Genomic DNA, 20295 nt, shown 5'->3' with positions numbered 1-20295 from the left:
GTCGTAGTCTGGAAGCACCAGAACACAGATTGATAATTCTATTTATCTTGTTTTCTCTGCTCATCAGTTACTCGTTGCCTTCACTTAATGCGAACTTTATCTCATCAGATGAAAAACCTTTACGGCTGAGCATCGCATAAGCCTTGGAGCGCTCTTTATGGTCATTAAGATCGTAAGACTTTTTCTGTAATTGTTCTAAACAAGACGAATAGAAATCCAGTTGCTCTTCGTTGATTAATCGATCGACTAACTCTGATAGCTCGCTTGTATCGATTTGTCGCTGTTTCAGCTCTTGCTGAATGGCAGTCAAACCCTTACCTTTTCGCGCGTATTTCAACACTTCTTTCTCCAAATCAGCCTTCTCGGCCTTGATCTGAAGATTACTCTTGAGCTCATGGGCTTGCGGATGCTGCTCGATAGCAACCTTGACTTGTTGATAGCTGAAGCCACGTTTTTGCAAAGTCGCTACAAGCTTTTCACGGCTCATGGTAAAGCCTGAATAGTAATGATTGATTCGATCGATCAATATCATTTGTTCATCGATGTTTTTATCAGCAGATACCTTATGAATCGCATCCGAAATAACCGAATCTGTTAGCCCTTTCTTCTTCAACTTCTCAACGATGTATCGCGAGCCAAATTCGCCAAAGAAAGCTTGCTCGACAAATTGTTCTGCAAAAGCCTGATCAGACTTGAGATAGCCGTAACCTTTTAAGTTCCTCAAGATTTCGTCAATCCAATCTTGATTGTCCGTTTTCACTTTCAGTTTCGCAGTCAACTCGCTTTCAGTCATATCCCTCTGAGTTAAATGCCACATGGCAGAGTTCATGACGCTTTCAATTCGTCGCGCTTTTCTTACCGTTGTTTGTTTTGTATTAGGGTTTTGCTGTGAATCATCCATTCAATTTCAACTGTCCAGACTGAGCCTACCCCATGATAACGCAATTCGGAGTTGGGTGAAGTGTGATAGCGGAATGAAGTTTAAGATAAAACGACAACAAAAAAATGGACGCCGAAATAGCGTCCATTTAATTGTCACTTTAATCAATGAGTGACTAGCTCTCTTCGTGGTTGTATACATGCACATCACGTTGAGGGAATGGAATAGTGATTCCTTCTTCGTCGAAGCGTATCTTCCGATGCAGTAACATCGACACCAAGCTCTTTTGACCATGCTAATGTTTTAGCGAGCTGCTGGTAGTAAGTGTCCATCATCCCGATTCGTTTCTGAATACGTAATTCAAGACGCTTCTTAACATCACCTTCAGCCGAACGGTTTTCTTTACTCATTGAAACGATTTTATCTTCGTTCAATGTCAGTAGTTTTTGTAAAAGTTCAACCTGATGAGCCAGAACGGCATCCAGCCCTTAGTTCTTACGTCTCAAAATATCTTCAAGAAAGGGTTTCTCAGCATCAAACGCCCTTTCTAATGGTTGCCAGATCGAGCATAAGCTGATCTTGTACTTGTGTTATCTTATCGACACTTTGCGCGAAACTTCCGAATACGACAAACGTCAACATTAACAATAGACAACGCCAAACCTACATCATATTAATTCCTATTACTGTCTAAATTGACCCTATAAATTGTAGTAAAAAGAATATGGATAACAAGCACTTAAACGTATGTTGTGTTAAAACTTCGTAAAATATCAGCCCGTATCTAATATTTGAGAGTTCCAATCGCTCTCCATGACCTGTAGAGTACGCATCCAACAAAGAATAACGACTGAGATCGGCTTTAGGCGCATGCTTTAATACGCCTTATTACCCGGTATTGGTTACAGCAAGAGAATGAAAAAATGAACAACGAACTTGATGTAATTAAAACGCTTGAAGAACTAGAACAATTCCTCATTTCAGTAGAAGCTGGCGGTTTAGGCCTAGAAGGTGTTGAAGGCGTTGGTATGGCAACCAATAACTCTGACGGTCGTCACTTTGTTGCTGTATTCAATAGCAGCCACCAAGTTCTACTTGCTCGTTGGATCACTGACGAAGTATTTGAAAACGGCAAAGACCTAGTGCGTAACGGCCCACGCCGTAGTCACTAAAACGGCTAGCAGGGAGTTAGAATACCAAGCTTCTGCAGCCACAGAGAAGAATTGAACCAGCCCAATCAGATCCCTGGTGAATGATTGGGCTTTTTTGTACCCGAAATCATCGCAAATGTTTGTTAGAGACACCGTAAAAAGAAATATTAAAAAAAGATCAGACTCTTATGAACTTAACTCCAATCGCGGTGCCTTAACGTCTAGGTTTAGTGATGATACACTTTTGGGCTTTGACCGTTTTGTGACTTGTAGCACGAAGCAAAGTTATCTAAGCTAGCCGCCGTGAAATGAGCTGTTTGATTACTCCGTGAGTAAAGATAACTCGTCAATTTAAAGACCAAGACCCGATACTAACTGACTCTATTACTGATTGATTTGCTAAGCACACCTAGTTTCTTTTTTACTCAACAAAACCGCCAACAAAAGCAATCGCTTTGGGCGCTTTTCCTTACCGGACTGGTTATCATAACTTGTCTGGCGAGTACGCTGTCTGCAAATAAAGTTACGTTTTCCAACTATTCTATTAGTCAATCAACGCGTCTTGGCACTGAAAGCAGTGATCCGCAAGCCTCTATCGCTTCGTCGGAAAAAATGTCTGAGCTTTATTCCAGCGTATTCGGTTCTCAAGCATCTAAATCACTGTCTGCGCCAACTTCGAGTGCCTGTGAACTGAGCTCTAAAATGCTCACCTTCGCGACACCTAAAACTGGCTGGCTAGTCCCTTTTATTCTTCTGATGGCTGTAGCATTCAGCCTTCCGCCTCACATATCGAGATTATCTAGAGACAATCATCGCTCTGCTCGACCAACAAAACACCGCTTACACTTAACGCACTGTATATTTAGAGAATAAATAACCGGGCCATTACACCCTTTTATTTATTTTTTGGAGATACATTTGTGTACAACACACTTCTAACTAAGTTTGCCGATTTTTTGGCATTCTGCATGCGTACATGCGCGAAAACTATAGTCACTTCCCTACTGGTAATGACTTCATTCAAAGCTCTGGCACAAACGACCGGCTGGCTGAGTGTGCCTGAGCACCCGCCTGTAAAGATGCGAATGATGTCGACAGGAGAACAATCCGATGACGGTTCTCAAATTCAGACCGTACTCGATGTCGTGCTCGATGGAGACTGGAAAACCTATTGGCGTAGCCCTGGTGAAGGAGGCATCCCGCCAAGCTGGGACTGGTCTGGCTCTACCAACATCGAATCCGTGAAATGGCATTGGCCTATCCCTAAATATTACGAGCAGCTAGATGTAATAACATTGGGCTATAAAAAGCATGTCAGTTTCCCTGTTACGCTCACATTGAAAGACAACACCAAGCTTGCGATATTCAAGGCGTCTTTTACCTTTCCGTCGTGTACCAATATCTGTGTTTTGACCGATTACGACATTGAATTGCCGATTAACCCACAAACATTGGAACTCGATGAGGAAGCTATGTTTTTGTTCAATCAGGGCATGAGTCAGTCTCCACGCGAAGCTAATCGAGCTTCTGTGGATGGCCTGTACTGGGATAAAAGCAAACAACAATTGGTGACTCAGCTGACGAGTAAAGACGGCTGGGATAAACCTATGGTATTGATTGACGGCGAAGAAGTAATCGATGACTTCTTCTCTCCACCTACCGTTCATATTACCGACAATACAATGACCGCTGTATCTGACGTGAGCAACTGGATTGGCGAAGTCGACCTAACCGATCGTACGATCAGTATCACTGTCTCAGACACCAACTTTGCCGAAGAAATGACAGCTAAAGTCGGCTCAGAAGCAATAGCTTATCAAGAGAGCAACAACGGCTTCATTGCGATGATCAGTTTTGCCTTGATTGGTGGGTTGATCCTCAACATCATGCCATGTGTGTTACCCGTATTAGGAATGAAGCTCAACAGCATCATTCAGAATCAAGGGGCCTCTCATCGTCATATCCGACTTTCGTTCCTGGCTTCTGCTGCTGGTGTGATTACTTCATTCGCACTGCTAGCGCTTGGTATGACACTTCTAAAAGTGGGGGGCAATGCGATTGGCTGGGGAATCCAATTCCAGAACGTTTGGTTTATTGGGTTCATGCTGAGCATCACCTTGCTGTTCTCAATTAACCTATTGGGTTTATTTGAGTTCCGATTGCCTTCAGGGTTAAACACCTGGATGGCGACCAAAGGTGACGATTCACATTCGGGTCACTTCGTTCAAGGCATGTTTGCCACACTCTTAGCAACACCGTGTAGCGCGCCATTCCTTGGTACCGCCGTAGCTTATGCACTTGGGGCAAGCTACCAAGAACTGTGGGCTATCTTCATTGCACTTGGCATTGGTATGAGTGCGCCTTGGCTAATCTTTGCGCTGTTCCCAAGCCTCACCAAATTGCTGCCGAAACCGGGCGCGTGGATGTTCAAAGTTAAGTTGGTATTTGGCTTAATGATGTTCATCACCAGCTTATGGTTAACAAGCTTACTGACACCATTCATCGGTAAGTTCCCGACCATCCTGCTGTCTCTGTTTATTGTTGTTTCGGTATTAATTTGGATCGGCATGAAACTAGGCCGAAAAGTACTGATTCCTATCATGGCGACCACTACTCTAACGTTTGGTGCAGCGCTTATAGTCGGTAGCATGACTGCTGATAACTGGGCGACCCCGATTGTCGATGACCTACCTTGGGAGAAGTTAGATGCTAAACAAATTCCTCAGTTAGTTGAGGAAGGAAAAACGGTCTTTGTCGATGTGACAGCTGAGTGGTGTATCACCTGTAAAGCAAACAAGATCGGTGTGATTCTCCAAGACCCAGTGTACAGCCACCTGCAGCAAGAAGACATTGTTTTAATGAAGGGCGATTGGACAACACCAAGCGAAAGCGTCACCCAATACCTGCAAAGTAATGGGCGATTCGGTGTTCCATTTAACATCGTTTACGGCCCAAGCTACAAACAAGGCATCCCTCTACCCGTGATTTTAGACAGCGATACAGTTGTTCAAGCTATCGATGCAGCGAGGTAATCAATGAAGACTCCCAACGCTAAAGATACAACTGGCACAACGGAAAGTGGCGATGCAAAGCACGAAGTGAAAAAGCAGAGCCGTCTTAAGAAGTGGGGAAAAGAGCTCATCTCAATGATCTTGATCGTAGGCGTTGTCTCTTTTGCTATGGATTTTTATCACAGTAGAAACATGCCTCAAGGAGATGCCATTCCAATCGTGGGTCAATCGATCCAAGGTGAAGATATTGACGTTATTGAGCTCAGTAAAAATGGCAAACCAGTGATTGTCTACTTTTGGGCTACCTGGTGCGGTGCTTGCAAACTAGTGAGCCCGACCGTGAATAGCTTCAGCGATTCACATCAAGTCGTCTCTGTTGCTTTGTCCTCCGGGTCAGATGAACGAGTACAACGTTTCATTGATGCCAAAGAGTATGATTTCCCTGTGATCAATGATCTTTCTGGTTCGATCAGCAGAAGTTGGGGCATCAATGTCACACCAAGTATTGTCATCATCAAAGATGGAAAGATAAGCAGTATCGCAACGGGCGTTACTTCTCCAATCGGACTTTGGCTAAGAACTTACTTTGCATAATATATCTGCAAAATAGATCGTTAGGTCAATTTAAACCAACTAAAGAGCATTAGCGCGAGCGCAACTCAATTGGCGCTCGCCATTACAAGAATTTGAGATTAATAACATGAAAAAACTTCTAATTAGCACACTGATTTTAGGCTCAATGATGAGCGCAAGCGCTTTCGCAGAACTAAACAAAGAGCAAGTACAGCAACTTGAGGAGATCAACCAATTCCTCAAAGAGAACCCTTCCACAATTTCAGGGTTACATACCAGCTTAGAGCAGTATGTTGCAGGGCAAGCGCAAGCAAAGAAAGCTCAAGCAGAGAGCCATGATTGGCTGTACAACAACGATGCTCATCCAATTACCGGAAACCCTGATGGTAAGTCGGTGATCATTAACTTCACTGATTACAACTGCCCATTCTGTAAGCGTTTAGAAAAAGGCTTGGTTCAACTAGCCTCAGAAGACAGTGATATTAAGATCATCAATGTTTACCTGTCGTTCAAACAGCAACAAGTAAGCGGCCTTGATACCAATGCGGCGTTATATGCGATGAAAGTTTGGAAGGATAAACCAGAAGCATTCCCAGAAGTCGACAGATTACTGATGGCGAAAAGTGGTATTCACACCAAATCATCATTGCAAGCAGTCGCGAAGAAAACAGGAACAGAAGCACAATTAGAAACGACGCCGGACCAAAGTCAAACACTGCTAACCAACCACCAAACGTTTAGTGCACTCGGTTTAACAGGCACACCAACACTGATGATGAATGGGAAAATATTACCAGGGTATGTTCCTTACGATCGCTTGAAAGAGATCGTGGATGAAGCGTTTTAATCTCGCTAATAAGTAAAGGCAAAGCCACCCAGTAAAAACCAAAAGCCTATTTGTTTAGTTCACAGTAGGTTTTTTGTTTACCAGTATTTTCACTGCGGTTTGAAGTCATGACTGTAAGGTCATCATTTTGCAATAGAAAAACACTCTAAGTGTCACCACTACGCAATGGGCTCTTAATCTAACCTCGGTAGCTTAAAAACAGTTCTGTCGAGAGTGCGAAGACGTGTTAACTCTAGACAACTGTCCTTTGACCGAGCTTAGCTCGGTCTTTTTTTGAGTGTTTCAAAGGTGATAGAGCAAGTGCCTAAAGGTGAAACTCGATAGTACTTAACTCAATAAACGACATACAAGCGCACCAGGCTCTCTCAACGCATCCACGTTGTAACTGAGAACGCGCCCCGCCGATGGCGCATGATAGCGGCGGCACTCATTGCCAAACGCATCATATTGAACAGCCAACAAATCTTCCTTTTCTACACTTTGTAGAAGTTCAACTTGAGGAAGGACAAATCCGCCAATATCAGCACGTATCGACACCACGTTGTTGCCTTCAACCCAATCCATTCCAGGTAATTGCTTATTTTCGAGGTCAGATGCTTGAGCAGATTCAAACATGTCATAGTAAGAGAGCATATTAAAAACGCCGTTTACAGCTCTTTGAATCATATCCGGTTGAGTGAATTTACCCATCCCTACTTCGACCGTAATACTTGGGATTCCACTTCGATTCCAAACCGTTTCTAGAATACCGGGATCGCCGGGATCATTGAGCACGCAGTCCGGTCGCATCAGTCTTGCCATTTCTAAACATTGATCAATTCTGTAATCCGCGAACACATACAGCGGGTATACCGCACCACGAGTCTGGGTATGTAAGTCGACGGCAAAAGTAGCGTTGTGCTTGAGTAAGCGTTCCCATAAAGAAGCAACAAAGCGCTCGGCTGCTAAGCCATGCGGGTCTCCAGGGAAAAGTCGATTGAGGTTCGCGGGGCAAGAACCAGGGTCCGAAGAGATGAAGTCTCGGCTATGGTTTAGTAAACCTGACAGATTCACCGTTGGTACAACGGTCACGGTTCCTTTTAGCTCTTTCCCCACTAAGTCTCGGATAATTTGTTGTGCAGCTAACACGCCATTTAGCTCGTCGCCGTGGATACCAGCGGTGATCATCAACTTAGGTCCATCTTGGCTACCTTTAAAAACAGAGACAGGCATATTTTTTGGTTGTCCTAACCCATCACTGGTGACTTGAAACCAAAACTGATGCTCTCCAATCGGCAAGTCTTCAACATTCAAAGAGCCAATAACCTGCCTACCTTGTAAAACATCCCCTAAGTACTCTGTTCTCATCCAACTTCTCCATGCTTTTGAACAAAATCTATTCTGTTGCCAGTTTTTGCATCATAGAGGATATCGTAATCAGTACAAGCAGTTAATCAGTCCAAGAGACGCTACTCGCTTGCTCTCCCTTCCCACTTCCTCAATTTATCTTTCAGATTGAGACCAACCCGGTGACTACTCTCCAATTACTTTATTTGGATAACTATTCACTAATCACTCAACCAATTGAAATAAAAGTACAATAAAATCAACACTTAAAAAAGTTCCCTATTCACTGAAATGTAATTTTATAGAAATGAAAGCTTAATTTAGCTGCACTAAATTAGCTTCATATCGAAACGGAGAGCACTTCGCTCACGGATTTTAAAATACAAGGTAAGTGATTATGAAAAAGGCAGTTCTAGCTTCTGCAGTGGTAGCAGCACTAGTTTCAGGTTCATCTCTAGCAGCAACAGTTTACAGCTCTGACGGCACTGAGCTTAAGATTGGTGGTCGTGCGGAATTCCGTGGTGACTTCATTGGTTCTGGTGGTGCTGAAGTTGAAGGTACAATGGAAGATAAGACTCGTTTCCGTTTAAACCTTGGCGGTAAAACAGAACTTACCGATACGGTTACTGCATTCGGTTTCTACGAAGCAGAGCAAAGCACTGGTGATAGCGAGTTTGATAACCGTTACATGTACGCTGGTGTTGATTTCGGTGGTCAAGCAGTCTCAGTAGGCCGCCAAGACATGGCTTCAGTCATCGTATCTGACTTTACAGATATCACTGAATTCTCAGGTGTTCAGCAAGTAATCGACGCAGCTTCAGATAAAGAGGATAGCGTATTTGCATACCGCGGTGGCTTTGATGCCCTTCAGTTAGAAGCAACTTACCAAGCAAACAGTGAAAAAGACTCTGATGGTTACGGCATCTCTGGTGTTTATTCATTGCCAATCGGTCTGGATCTTGGTCTTGCATACTCTGGTCAAGATCTAGGAGCAGGTAAAGGAAGCGCAAACCAAATCCTTGCTGGCCTAGCATATTCACTAGATAACCTTTACCTAGCAGCAACTTACTCAACGGGTGACTTAAACGATAAAGCCGTTGGCCCTATCGCTGAGTCATTCACTGCAATGGAATTCGCAGCACAATATAAAATCACTAAGCAGTTTTCTGCTGCAGCAGTATACACATATCAAGAAGATGAAGCGGCAAACGGTTCTACGGCCGACTCTGTTGATGGCATCGAGCTTGTTGGCTACTACAAACTAAACAGCAACTTCCGTACATACCTTTCTTACTACATCAATGGCTTAGATGAAGTGAAAGACGTAACTACAGGACTAACAACTGAAGGTGAAGATACGCTTCGCCTAGGTGTTCGCTACGACTTCTAATCTAAATTTACTTTAGGTAGATACTAAAAAGGTTGGGCAATTGCTCAGCCTTTTTTCATCTTCGAATATTCTGACCAACTTCATCGATGCTTTTTCTGGTTAAGTGGTGCTAAATCCGTATCATAGGCAAACCACATCAAATAATTAGAAACATCATGTCACAACACCATCCGATCCAAGGCGCTAGCTGGATGCTTACCGCAGGCTTAGCCTTTGCCGTAATTAACAGCCTGACTCAAATTGCTAGCATTCAATTCGGACTGACTTCTACTACCGTTGCCGTCATTCAATACGCCATTGCTTTATTAGCCATTCTTCCTTACTTGAAAACACTAGGTATTCGCCGCGCACTCCAGACCGACAATCTCAAACTGCACGTATTCCGTGTCTTTTTGTCGGTCATTGGTATCCAGCTTTGGATATGGGCACTCGCTTACCCTGTGCCGATCTGGCAAGGTATCGCACTGCTGATGACCTCTCCGTTGTTTGCGACGATAGGCTCGGGACTGTTCTTAAAAGAAAAAGTTGGTGCTGCACGCTGGGGAGCAACATTAGCGGGCTTCATTGGTGCAATGATCATTCTAGAGCCATGGGCCGAAGACTTTAGTTGGGCAACCTTATTACCTATTGGCGCTGCATTCTTTTGGGCGTGCTACTCGCTGATGGTGAAGAAGCTGTCATCACAAGATAGCCCATCAACCATGGTGGTTTATCTCCTACTATTGATTACACCGTTCAACATCATATTAGCCGTGCCTGACTGGCAAACACCAAGTGGCACTACCATTTGGGGTATTCTGGCTGTAATTGGTGTGTTAACCGCCCTCGCACAATGGGCCATTGTAAAAGCCTACTCAGTGGCTGATGCATCCTTTGTCCAACCGTTTGACCATGCAAAATTACCTCTAAATGTGCTAGCTGGGTGGCTAGTATTCAGTTGGGTACCGCCAGGTCGTCTATGGTTAGGTGCGGCAATCATTATTGCGTCTGTCGCCTTCATCACTCACTGGGAAACAAAAAAAACCAGCTAAAACGAAGAAAATTTAGAAGGTTTGAAATAAATAGTTCTGCTGTCCGTTCTATATTGATAAGAGAATTTGAAGCGAGGTCGTAACCATGAAGAAACCAATCAAGATTACACTGTACCGTTGGGCAGGCAGCTGGGGTCCATTTAAAGTAAACATCCCATGTGGAGAATGTACCCTTACCAAAGACATTCTGAAGGACACCTTTGAGAATGAACTGGCAGATGTCGATGTCGAACTAGAAGTGAAAGATTGGTTGTCTCACTGGTGGGAGCCTCTAAAGCTTGGGGCTTGGCACGCTCCTATCTTAGTTGTGGAAGGTAAGGTAGTCAGCCAAGGTGAAGCGCTTAACCGTGGCGTACTCGTACAATCGGTAATCCAAGAGTGGACGAAACGAGATAGCCTAAAAGGCAATATTGTTTACGGTAAAGCGACCTGCCCATACTGCGTAAAAGCAAAGAAAATGTTGGATGAAGCGGGTGTCGAGTATACCTACCATGACGTGGTTAAAGACAGTGCAGCTCTATATCGAATGATTCCTGAGGTGAAAGCGCACATCGGTCAAAAAACGCCAGTAACCGTGCCTCAGATTTGGCTTGATGGTAAGTACATCGGCGGGGCTGATAACTTGGAAGCTTGGATGAAGGAAAACGGTCTAGACAGCATTCCAAATAACGTCGTCGACCTATCTAACCAATCAACAGGCTAATCTTCCTCAAAGAATTTCAGTCACCAATTAATGTTTTTTTGTGTCCATCCACAATAGAACAAAGCGATAAAATCACCTATCGCGCATACGAAAAAGGCCTTAAACTTCAAAGAGTTTAAGGCCTTTTAAAATTCCGTTTTGGAAAATGGTTACTTAGCCATTTTCTTCATCATTCGCTTGATGAATGATGCTTTTTTCGGCTTTGACTTGCCGTACATTGCTTCGTGCATCATGTTTTTTGCTGCCATTTGACCAAGGTATGCGTGGCCTAGTTCGTAGTTCATGCTTATCTCCGCACATAATCAACTTTCTTGTGCGCGGATTCTACACTGAAAACGCCCAAAAACAAGATCCAAATCACACTTTATTGCAAGTTATCTATTTTTATTGCAACACACCTTTATGCGTAAGAACGGCTTGAGATATTCACAAAAAAAGCAGCTCAAGTGAGCTGCTCTTTATGAATGTTTTGCTTAACAACAGCCGCGTCAAACTATGACTGTTGGCGACAACGAACGCTTAGCTACGCTTTGGCTGACGGTAAGTTTTACCAGCAATCTGGTAAGTCTCTTTTTGCTTTAGTTCGAACATTGTTTCAAAGAACCAAGCGGCAAATTTGATCAAGTCATCGCCTTCATTCATCACATGCTCGATGTACTCTTGCTCTTCACCCTGTTCGTTTTCTTGAAGTGTCACGTGGTAAATACGCTTTTCACCTTCAACTTCAGCTAGCGCAAATTGACCAGTCAGTGATGCGGCAGCCTCAGCGACTTCAGTATCTTCATTGGATTTCAATAGCTCAAGTGCCTGTGGTAGGCCATCTAGTGCACAGATAGCTTTTACCAGTACTTCAAATTCATTTTGCTGCATGTTTTATTACCTATTAAATGGACGCCGGTATTGTAGAAAACCATCTATCCAAATACAACGTATTAAAGGCCGCGTACACAAACATCAGCACAGGAAGCTAACCATATTCGACTTCAGTATCGCCAAGCTTCTTTTTCATTCGTGTTGAAGACCACAGCACCGAGCCCATAGCCGCACCAATCACTAAGTAGAATACACCGAGCTGCAGATGATTCGTCACCCAACTCTCTACCAAATAACCGCCCAATAAACCTGCTAAACACATTTGAATCGAGCCAGATAATGCAGAGACAGCACCCGCTTGTTTCTTATGTGGTTCCAACAACATGCTAATAGAGAGAGGGAATGAGATACCCTGGGCAATGGTCAGCCAAGTAAACGCCCATACCAAGTTAAAGATGGTTAATTCATGTGTCAGCAACCAAACTCCAGACGCTAAAATGATCAAGATTGCAAAGCTCATCAATTGAGGCGTACTAAAACGACGATTCAGAACATTCAATGCCACACTGCCAATCAGCAAGCCCGCCGAAGGCACAATCATTAATGACCCATATTCCGCAGCTGTCAGCCCCAATTGCTCCTGCATTAAAAATGGGAACAAAGATAACGACACCAAACTTGCCATGTAGCTCATCCAGTTGTAACTGGCACTACTCAACACTTGTCGATTTGTTATCAAACATCCGTAGTTCTTGACGACTAGGCTTACTTGGAAACGACTCTTGCTATAGGGGAGCGTCTCGTGAAGAACAAAATAGCCCAGAGTGAATATCGCGAGTAGATAGAGCAAAACAAACAGAAACACCGCTTCCCAACCAAGGTGGAATGAAATCCAGCCACCAAATACAGGCGCTATGATCGGCATGATCGAAGCGGTAATTGAGATGTAAGACAAGGCCTTAGTGAGTTGTGCGCCATCATAACTATCGCGAAGCACACTGCGCCCAAGCACCGAAGCACTACCCGCCCCTAAACCTTGTAATAAGCGACCAACTTCTAACGCTGTCATGTTGTCAGAAAAGACGACACAAACAACAGTACCAATCAAATAAACACCCTGACCTAACAAGAAGATAGGTCTTCGTCCAACTGCATCTGACATCGGTCCGTAAAATAGTTGAGATAAGCCAAAACCCACTAAAAATAGTGTGACGAGCAGCTGTACATCAACTTGAGTGACACTTAAGTCAGCAGCAATCAGCGGCAGTGATGGCAGGTAAATACTGACACCCACTTGCCCAGTAGCAATGATCATCATTGCCAACAGTAATGGTGTTTTTTTAAAGGTCGATTGGCTCAAAAAATTTCCTTTTCGTTTGTTATTTGTTCAAAGATGAGTTTACATTCAGAGCCAGCAATTGATAATTAACCAAATTGGAATTTGATTAATTCCCAACAGGAAAGAATATGGATTGGATACTTAACGTAAAAAGTTATGTAAAAGTAGTGGAAGAAGGAAGTTTTAATGGTGCAGCCCGAAAGCTTAATACCACCAGCTCTGCGATCAGTAAGCGGGTAAACTGGCTTGAAGAGCGTATCGGAACTCAGCTACTTAAGCGTACGACTCGCTCGATTAGCCAAACTGAAGCAGGTGCACTCTTTTACCAACGTGCCAAAGATCAGCTCGATAACTGGCAGTCGATCATTGATGAAACTCGCTCGGTTAACCAAACGCCCGCAGGCCTATTAAAAATTGGCGCAACCATCGCTGTTGGGTCTAAATTTCTGGTCCAACACATGGACGATTTCTTAGAAAAGTATCCAGACATAAAAGTACAGCTGATTACCACCACTTCAGGGCAACTGCCTGAACTTGGCTTAGATCTGGTGATAAGTCGCGAACTCGAGCAACTCAACTCGTTAAGCTTTAAAAAAACACCTTTGTTCGAGCACAAAGCCGGTTTCTACGCCGCTCCAAGCTACTTGGCGAAACATGGCTACCCAAGCTGTGAACAAGATCTAGAGCAACACAATTCGTTGATTTGGGGTGAGCGCCCTACTCGTGAGGTTACGTTAACGAAAGGACAACGAATCACATTGAATGGAAACTTTGCGACAACCAATCCTGAGGCTCTATTTCACGCGGCCAAGCGAGGCATGGGAGTATTATTGACCATCAAAGCCATGATCAAAGAAGATCTAAAACAAGGGACATTAGTTCCAGTATTGCCAAATATCACCGCTGATGAGGTGATGGTTTACGCTTACTACCCTAAGCTTGATTACTCGCATACACGAACCAAACTGTTTCTGGATCACCTCAAAGATAGGCTAGACAAAGAACGTAGCACTCAGATTTTGTGAAACTAGTCACAAATAAATTTGAAAAAATATGCAGTGAGGACAATAATAAACAAGACGCATATCACAATTGTACGCGGTGATTCTGGTTAACTATGGATGGTGACTATGACTCAACATACACAGAACGGCATAATAAACACAGAGCGCATAGGTCGCTTATTGAAGTTGGAAGGTGTCGACCTTCTTGAGTCTGCTGTACTCACCTTACATCAAACCTTTGATACGCAGTATACCAGCATCATTGAGAAGAAGTACTTTCCAGACCAGGCTGTTCCTCTCGTTATCGCGCACTCTGATCATGTTTTACACGATAAGATAAACGCTCGTCATGAGCATATCTACCAGCAGGCCGTTAATCAAAAACACCCGGACTGCTCGTTTGCTCAATATGTTGTTCAATCTCTACCGACATCCGCCTTTCGACAGGAGATCACTTCACAAAACTCTATCGCGATACCAACTCGTACTCAGAGTGGAGAAGTGATGGGCGTACTATTTTCAACTTTCACATCCCCGCTTAGCCCAAGCCAACAGCAAGAGGTGATCAAACATCACCAGCTGTTCGCTGACATCATTATCCATACATTAAGAGAGATGTGGCTTACTGACCGTTCTGAGCAACTGGTGAATCAACTTAGCTATGAAGTCTCGCATGACAGCTTAACAGGCTTACTCAACCGTAGCTGCTTGTCAGATACCCTAGAGTCAATCACTCAGCAAAGCGTAACGCCCTTTTCTGTTGCATTACTCGATATAAACAGCTTTAAAGCGATCAACGACCAGCACGGTAACTATATTGGTGACAAAGTGCTGCAGTTCGTCGCTGAGACGTTACGCCGCACCTTACCCGAGAACAACCTTACATTTCGTACCGCAGGCAACGAGTTTGCTTTCATAACCTACCACTCCGATCCAATCGCCATCTGTGAGCAAATACTAGCGAAGATCAAACAAGACTCCAGCATCGACATCAAGATCGATTTTGAGGTCAGTTTTGGTATTGCTCGCTCAGAAGGAGACAACAAGGATGTCGAACAGATCATCTTCAACACCAGCTTGGCATTAAAAGAGTGCAAACAAAGCCCCGATACCCACATTCAATGTTATGACACCCATCTAAGATTTCGCTACCAAAGAAAGTCGGAGCTCATTGCCGCACTGCGAAGTGAACTTGAAAACCCTATTTCCAATTACCTAACGCCAAATGGCAATGGCATGCACGTGGTTGCCCAGCCTATCGTTAGCCAGGGGGAAAAACGTTGGGAATACTTTGAGGTACTGACACGCTGGAAAACCGCTCAACATGGCGATATCTCTCCAGTGGAGTTTATTAAAGTAGCAGAAGAGTCTGGATTGATTGTTGAACTGGGTGAGCGCATCATCGAGTTAGTGTGCCGTGCAAAGAAAACGTTAGAGCAAGGGCTAGGCTATAAAATCAAGCTCGGGATAAACTGCTCTGCCCACGAGCTTACCGACTCTAAGCGTTATATCTCTTACCTTACTCGGGCCATTGAGCAACATCACTTTGCAGCAAACGAGTTTGTTATTGAGTTAACCGAGACCGTACTGCTATCACCGACCCAAGAAACGAAAGCCGCACTTAACTCCCTCAGAGAGCAAGGTTTTACTATCGCTTTGGACGATTTCGGTACTGGCTACTCCAGTCTGAGCTACATTCACAGCTATCCGATCGACTGCATTAAGATTGATGCTACGTTCATTCGCAATTTGCTGACTAACTCCACCTCGGAGAGCGTCGTTTGGTTGATTGTCCAACTGGCACATAGACTCGATGTGTCACTAGTGGCTGAGGGTGTTGAGAAACAGGAACAGTTAGAAAAGTTACACGCAATGGGATGCGACAAGATCCAAGGATATTTCTACTCTCCACCAATGAGACCAGAAGCCATTGTCAGCTACGTGACACACTCTGAGCCTCTCGCTTGAGCATGACTAACGTCGAAAAGCCCGTTGCCTTGAGAACAAAAAAACCGCGATTCCTAGCCAAATAGTTCAAAATTAGGCTTAATATCGCGGCTATTTCATTTGTGTGGTCTTAACGATCTTATTAATGACGACTAAACGTCAATCATTAACTCTTTTTCGATTGTACTTCTAATTCTTTCTGTAGCAAGACATCCGCTTCGTCTCTCGCTGCGATAAACGCTGATTTTTCCTTTTTCGGAACAGAGTCTGCCATTGGAATATTCGCTTTCATCGCATCGACAGGATGACCACGTTCAATCAGTTCGTAATGAAGGTGTGCCCCAGTAACTCGACCCGTTTTCCCTGATAATCCAATACGTTGACCACGAGAAACCATTTGCCCTTTACGAACCAGAATCTTGCTCAAGTGCAGGTAGCGTGTTTTATACGTACTACCGTGTTGAATCACTACGTAGTTACCTGCATAAGGGTGTTTACGCGTCATGATCACTTTGCCATCGCCCGTTGCCTGAACTGGCGTACCAATCGGCGTTGCGAAGTCAGTACCGTTGTGCGGTGAAACTCGACCTGTCACTGGGTGCAAACGCTTAGGGTTGAACTGAGAGCTTTGACGCCAACCGCGGCTTACCGGATAACGCTGGAAAGCACGCTGCAAGCTATCACCATTTGCATCGTAGTACTGTCCATCAGTATGCAGATACGCAGAGACAACGCGATTCTTGTTAATGATCTTAATCGCTTCAATTTCGCGTTTACCAGTGGCAACACCATCGACAAACTGTGCTTTCTGCAGCACTTCAAACTTATCGCCAGCACGTAGGTCGCGGCTAAAGTTCAATTTGTCTTTTAACAAGGTAACAATGTGGTCAATCTCAAGGCCATTTAGACCCAGTTTATTTGCTGATACAGAGAAACTGCCTTGAATGTCACCCACTAAAGGTTTATGTCTCCACTCACCTGGAATGGAGATGTCTTCAAATTCATAAGAGCCGTCTTCAAGCAGTCGGTAAACCACTTTGTCAGCAACACTGAATTGAAGTTCCATTTTGGATAGATCACCTGTCGCCTCATCACGCCAAAAACGGAGCGTATTACCGGGGCGGAGCGTATCAAGTGCAAGGAAGTTTAAGTCGGTTTCCATCACATTCATCATCGATTTGTAAGAGAAACCAAGTTGAGTGAAGATGCTACTTAGGTTGTCACCCGTTTGAATTCGATATTCAAACGTTGGCGGTTCAATAACCACGACAGAAGAAGATGACAAAATAGACTCAATCACGGTTGAATCAGGTAGGTTCAAATCGATCGTTTTCGTCAGATTCGATTGAGACGATTGCAGAGCAAGGCCGATTGCGGCAACAAGTGGCAGTCCTAAAATCGCTACTTTTTTTACAGGTGAAAGCTCAGCAAACGGAGAGGAAAATATTTTTGAATACACGGTAAACAGGTCTTTCTGCGACATAAAGGCATAGGATATGCTTTTCAAACGCATAAATCATCAACGCATTGTCATAATATGACGCGAACCTTACTGGATATACCTAAGTCATTGAGTTGTCGAGACAGGAACAAGTCATCCCATTAAATAAAATTAACCGCTAAATTTGAAAATAAAAAAGCAGAAACGGCTAGTCCCTGCCTTATATTGATTTACGTTATTCTGTTTCGATTAATTAACAACCGAGGCGAATTAGTGAGTAATTTCATCAAGCCACGGAATAGACTTCGAGTAACTCAACCAACTCTCGTTTGGTAAAAAGTGCTTAGTTTCTGGGGGGCTGCGATTAAGCGATTACCGTTGATACCAAGCAGTTATCCTCACCAAACTCATTAGGGATGTAGCGGTCGGCATTAGCATCGTTTACCCATTGCTGATCGTCAACAAGGTAACGGAATTGAAACTCGCCACCTTTAGGCAAGCGAGTTTTAAACTTAAATACTTTCCCTTTCGCCAACTTTTTCATTGGCGTCGCTTTCCAATCAAGGAAATCTGCAACGATAGACACAGAATTCGCTTCCTGAGCTTCTAGCTCAAAAGTCACTTCAACTTCATCTTTCGTTTTAAAAAAACGTTTATTAATCATTAGCAAGCTCCATTTGTAAAGTAAGCAGACACAAGGCTATGAGTGTCTAAATTTCATTCATCTACATAAGATAGTATGTAAATTAGCTCACATAAACAACAGATCCTTACACTAACAAAAACGTTATTTCTTACCAATTGATTGCGTATCAAAAGAAAAGCTCATTAACACCTTTTCAGAAGGCGCTTCTCCAAATGATTGTTCCACAGAATACTGAGTAAAGCCGATAAAACCTTCCCCGCTTTGTTTACCTTTTGTTTGAGTGCCCTCCTGTTTAGCGACCTCTAGGGTTTGGATCTGAACACGATCGCCGAGGAAGAGTTGATCCACCAGCACCACACGACTGCGCTGTTGGTCATGCTTAAACAAACCTAGATAATAAAAGACACCGCTACCTTGGTTAGACACCGACATTGGCGCGACATAAAAGTGAGTTTCTCCCAATTTGGAAACGAACAGTTTTTGAGTATCAACGGTTACCACTCCGCGCTCCACGCCCGAGTCGTAACGTCCAGAGGCTAGCAATAGCGGCTCATCTACTTCACTAATAAAAGCATAAGCATTCGTTTCAGGTACTTTGATTGTCCATGGGTTGGTTGTCTTCAAGTCAAACACAGTTTCCACCACCGAGTCGTAACTGACCTGAGAAGAAGGGAACTTCGCCAAGATTTCTTCATCACTCAGACTGAAGCGGTAAACCCCCGCTACGATGACAACCACCAACATCACAATGGGAATGAGTAAAATCAGCGGAATCGGTAAGATTTTATTTTTCATGAGCCATTTTATTCTTTTGTTTTCATCCTGTTGTGCAGACCATAAAGGGCTTTAGTATAATTATCAATACAGGGATAATCAGAACTGGAGCACGGATGGATATCAATCATAGTAAAGATAAAAATATCAGAAGTTGCGAATGTCGCTGCGGTGCAGTCAATCTCGTGTGTAGAGGGGAACCTCAGCGAACCTCTGTCTGCCACTGCTATGAGTGCCAAAAACGAACCGGCAGTGTTTTTGGTGTACAAGCTCGATTCCTAACGGAACAAATTTCTCTGAGTGGAGAGGTAACCTCATTTTCGCGCATTAGCGATACTGGCAATGAAGTGACTTATCAATTCTGCCCCAAATGTGGCACCACCATGTTGCTACAATCCGTTGCCGCCTCGGACTTTTACATCGTCCCGCTTGGATTATTTAAAGAACAAGATTTCCCGCTACCGAGCTTTTCCGTCTACGAAGAGCGCAAACATGGTTGGGTCAAATTTGACCATCAAATGAGTCACTATAATTAGGGCGTGTTGACCTTTCGCGGTTAAATTTTGTTTGATGCAAAAGCGTTTTAATCGCGGCGAATGAGATTTGCCTAGTCATTCTAAGCAAATCTCACTCAACTAAGAGTAAAACGCTTTTTGCGGGGGCGCCCAGCTCGAACCCTTCGGGCAGCGTTATAATCTGCTTCTCGTTTTAACCCAGAGTGAACCCCATGATTTCTAAGCTGACTCGCTGGGTGAGTACGGCGCTCTCTTGTTAGTTGGCCTTGCTGGCAGCGTAAATGCTATCGGTCTACTTGGTTTCCAACACCAGGCGATCTTACATATTTCAGGCACAGTCTCTCTACTAGGGAGTAGCTTACTTACGCCCACCTCAGCTTCTTTGCATCTATTACTCGTTATCATGAGTTTTATGCTGGGCGCGGCTTTTAGTAGTTTTTTCGTCGAAAACCAAGCACTGAAGCTAGGGCGCCGTTACGGGGTTGCTCTTTGTATAGAAGGTGGGGTGCTGTTCCTGGTACTTTGGGCACTCCTACAGGGTTACACCTTCGGCCAATATTTTGCTTCCGCAGCTTGTGGCTTGCAGTACGCAATGATCACCACATACAGCGGTGCCATTATCCGTACTACTCACATGAGTGGTATTATCACGGATCTAGGGATCATGACTGGTGCACGCCTAAAAGGTACCCCCTTTGATCGCCGAAAAGCAAAGTTGCTCATGTTCATTGTCGTAGGCTTTCTATTTAGTGGCTTAACGGGCGCATGCTTGTTCCAACGTTTTGAAATTTTGGCGCTCGCTTTCCCTGCCTCTTTCGCCTTTATTATTGCGTTTAGCTACCGGCTCTATTTGACGCATAGAACAGACACCTGAGCAAGCTCATAAAGAACTGGCAATATATCC

At 44.0% G+C, this 20295-nt stretch carries 20 protein-coding genes; 11 read left to right on the top strand and 9 right to left on the bottom strand.

Annotation, left to right across the window (positions count from 1 at the left end):
* Nucleotides 1–67 precede the first annotated feature (67 nt).
* Together ACTRWI_RS02870 and ACTRWI_RS02865 are read right to left on the bottom strand one after the other, a co-directional pair.
* Nucleotides 68–901, bottom strand: coding sequence for a RecX family transcriptional regulator (locus ACTRWI_RS02870; RefSeq protein ID WP_499129199.1), 834 nt, complete (start codon nt 899–901; stop codon nt 68–70).
* A gap of 185 nt (nt 902–1086) precedes the next feature.
* A complete protein-coding gene (locus ACTRWI_RS02865; protein ID WP_499129197.1) occupies nt 1087–1290 on the bottom strand; it encodes a hypothetical protein in 204 nt (67 codons plus the stop codon).
* 513 nt (nt 1291–1803) lie between these two features.
* Between ACTRWI_RS02865 and ACTRWI_RS02860 the strand changes: the two genes are divergently transcribed.
* The 4 genes from ACTRWI_RS02860 (at nt 1804) to ACTRWI_RS02845 (ending at nt 6462) form a co-directional block, all read left to right on the top strand.
* On the top strand, nt 1804–2052 hold the full coding sequence (locus ACTRWI_RS02860; RefSeq protein ID WP_008215629.1) for a hypothetical protein: 249 nt from the start codon (nt 1804–1806) through the stop codon (nt 2050–2052).
* 899 nt (nt 2053–2951) lie between these two features.
* Nucleotides 2952–5063, top strand: coding sequence for a protein-disulfide reductase DsbD family protein (locus ACTRWI_RS02855; protein ID WP_499129196.1), 2112 nt, complete (start codon nt 2952–2954; stop codon nt 5061–5063).
* A 3-nt stretch (nt 5064–5066) separates the two neighbouring features.
* The gene (locus ACTRWI_RS02850; protein WP_004737783.1) at nt 5067–5636 is read left to right on the top strand and encodes a protein disulfide oxidoreductase; all 570 of its coding nucleotides are present in this window, start codon (nt 5067–5069) and stop codon (nt 5634–5636) included.
* Between the two features lie 106 nt (nt 5637–5742).
* The gene (locus ACTRWI_RS02845; RefSeq protein WP_004737782.1) at nt 5743–6462 is read left to right on the top strand and encodes a DsbA family protein; all 720 of its coding nucleotides are present in this window, start codon (nt 5743–5745) and stop codon (nt 6460–6462) included.
* A 327-nt stretch (nt 6463–6789) separates the two neighbouring features.
* Here ACTRWI_RS02845 and ACTRWI_RS02840 read toward each other — a convergent pair whose 3' ends face one another.
* On the bottom strand, nt 6790–7809 hold the full coding sequence (locus tag ACTRWI_RS02840) for a succinylglutamate desuccinylase/aspartoacylase family protein (protein ID WP_499129193.1): 1020 nt from the start codon (nt 7807–7809) through the stop codon (nt 6790–6792).
* A 376-nt stretch (nt 7810–8185) separates the two neighbouring features.
* On the opposite strand from ACTRWI_RS02840, the gene ACTRWI_RS02835 reads away from it, so the two are divergent.
* The 3 genes from ACTRWI_RS02835 to ACTRWI_RS02825 all read left to right on the top strand — a co-directional run bounded on the left by ACTRWI_RS02835 (nt 8186) and on the right by ACTRWI_RS02825 (nt 10912).
* Complete coding sequence (locus ACTRWI_RS02835; protein ID WP_499129191.1) at nt 8186–9178, top strand: porin; 993 nt, start codon at nt 8186–8188, stop codon at nt 9176–9178.
* Nucleotides 9179–9333: 155 nt separating this feature from the next.
* Nucleotides 9334–10209, top strand: coding sequence for a DMT family transporter (locus ACTRWI_RS02830; RefSeq protein ID WP_499129189.1), 876 nt, complete (start codon nt 9334–9336; stop codon nt 10207–10209).
* A gap of 85 nt (nt 10210–10294) precedes the next feature.
* The gene (locus ACTRWI_RS02825; protein ID WP_128164883.1) at nt 10295–10912 is read left to right on the top strand and encodes a glutaredoxin domain-containing protein; all 618 of its coding nucleotides are present in this window, start codon (nt 10295–10297) and stop codon (nt 10910–10912) included.
* Between the two features lie 149 nt (nt 10913–11061).
* On the opposite strand, the gene ACTRWI_RS02820 is transcribed toward ACTRWI_RS02825, so the two are convergent.
* The 3 genes from ACTRWI_RS02820 to ACTRWI_RS02810 all read right to left on the bottom strand — a co-directional run bounded on the left by ACTRWI_RS02820 (nt 11062) and on the right by ACTRWI_RS02810 (nt 13085).
* Nucleotides 11062–11196 (bottom strand): hypothetical protein, encoded by a 135-nt coding sequence (locus ACTRWI_RS02820; RefSeq protein WP_004737777.1) that lies wholly within the window; start codon nt 11194–11196, stop codon nt 11062–11064.
* Nucleotides 11197–11431: 235 nt separating this feature from the next.
* A complete protein-coding gene (locus tag ACTRWI_RS02815; protein WP_004737776.1) occupies nt 11432–11782 on the bottom strand; it encodes a hypothetical protein in 351 nt (116 codons plus the stop codon).
* A gap of 97 nt (nt 11783–11879) precedes the next feature.
* Nucleotides 11880–13085, bottom strand: coding sequence for a multidrug effflux MFS transporter (locus ACTRWI_RS02810; protein ID WP_499129181.1), 1206 nt, complete (start codon nt 13083–13085; stop codon nt 11880–11882).
* Between the two features lie 107 nt (nt 13086–13192).
* Here ACTRWI_RS02810 and ACTRWI_RS02805 point away from each other — a divergent pair, with 107 nt between their 5' ends.
* Together ACTRWI_RS02805 and ACTRWI_RS02800 are read left to right on the top strand one after the other, a co-directional pair.
* The gene (locus ACTRWI_RS02805) at nt 13193–14089 is read left to right on the top strand and encodes a LysR family transcriptional regulator (protein ID WP_004737774.1); all 897 of its coding nucleotides are present in this window, start codon (nt 13193–13195) and stop codon (nt 14087–14089) included.
* Nucleotides 14090–14194: 105 nt separating this feature from the next.
* Nucleotides 14195–16036: a putative bifunctional diguanylate cyclase/phosphodiesterase gene (locus tag ACTRWI_RS02800; RefSeq protein WP_499129178.1), complete on the top strand. Its 1842-nt coding sequence runs from the start codon at nt 14195–14197 to the stop codon at nt 16034–16036.
* 145 nt (nt 16037–16181) lie between these two features.
* Here the strand turns inward: ACTRWI_RS02800 and shyA are convergent, their stop codons facing one another.
* The 3 genes from shyA to ACTRWI_RS02785 all read right to left on the bottom strand — a co-directional run bounded on the left by shyA (nt 16182) and on the right by ACTRWI_RS02785 (nt 18897).
* Nucleotides 16182–17498 carry a peptidoglycan DD-endopeptidase ShyA gene (gene shyA / locus ACTRWI_RS02795; RefSeq protein WP_499129176.1) on the bottom strand — a complete coding sequence of 439 codons (1317 nt, stop codon included), beginning with the start codon at nt 17496–17498 and terminating at the stop codon, nt 16182–16184.
* A gap of 322 nt (nt 17499–17820) precedes the next feature.
* Nucleotides 17821–18120 carry an isoamylase early set domain-containing protein gene (locus ACTRWI_RS02790; protein WP_499129174.1) on the bottom strand — a complete coding sequence of 100 codons (300 nt, stop codon included), beginning with the start codon at nt 18118–18120 and terminating at the stop codon, nt 17821–17823.
* 123 nt (nt 18121–18243) lie between these two features.
* Entirely contained in the window at nt 18244–18897 is a 654-nt protein-coding gene (locus ACTRWI_RS02785) for a hypothetical protein (RefSeq protein ID WP_499129172.1), read from the bottom strand.
* Nucleotides 18898–18992: 95 nt separating this feature from the next.
* Here ACTRWI_RS02785 and ACTRWI_RS02780 point away from each other — a divergent pair, with 95 nt between their 5' ends.
* Complete coding sequence (locus ACTRWI_RS02780; protein ID WP_063525281.1) at nt 18993–19412, top strand: GFA family protein; 420 nt, start codon at nt 18993–18995, stop codon at nt 19410–19412.
* 232 nt (nt 19413–19644) lie between these two features.
* The gene (locus tag ACTRWI_RS02775) at nt 19645–20265 is read left to right on the top strand and encodes a YoaK family protein (RefSeq protein ID WP_499129170.1); all 621 of its coding nucleotides are present in this window, start codon (nt 19645–19647) and stop codon (nt 20263–20265) included.
* Nucleotides 20266–20295 lie beyond the last annotated feature (30 nt).

Source organism: Pseudoalteromonas sp. G5_S1_14_S5 (assembly GCF_054968605.1).
The sequence above is the reverse complement of the archived record's forward strand: the minus strand, read 5'-3'. Positions and strand labels throughout refer to the sequence as shown.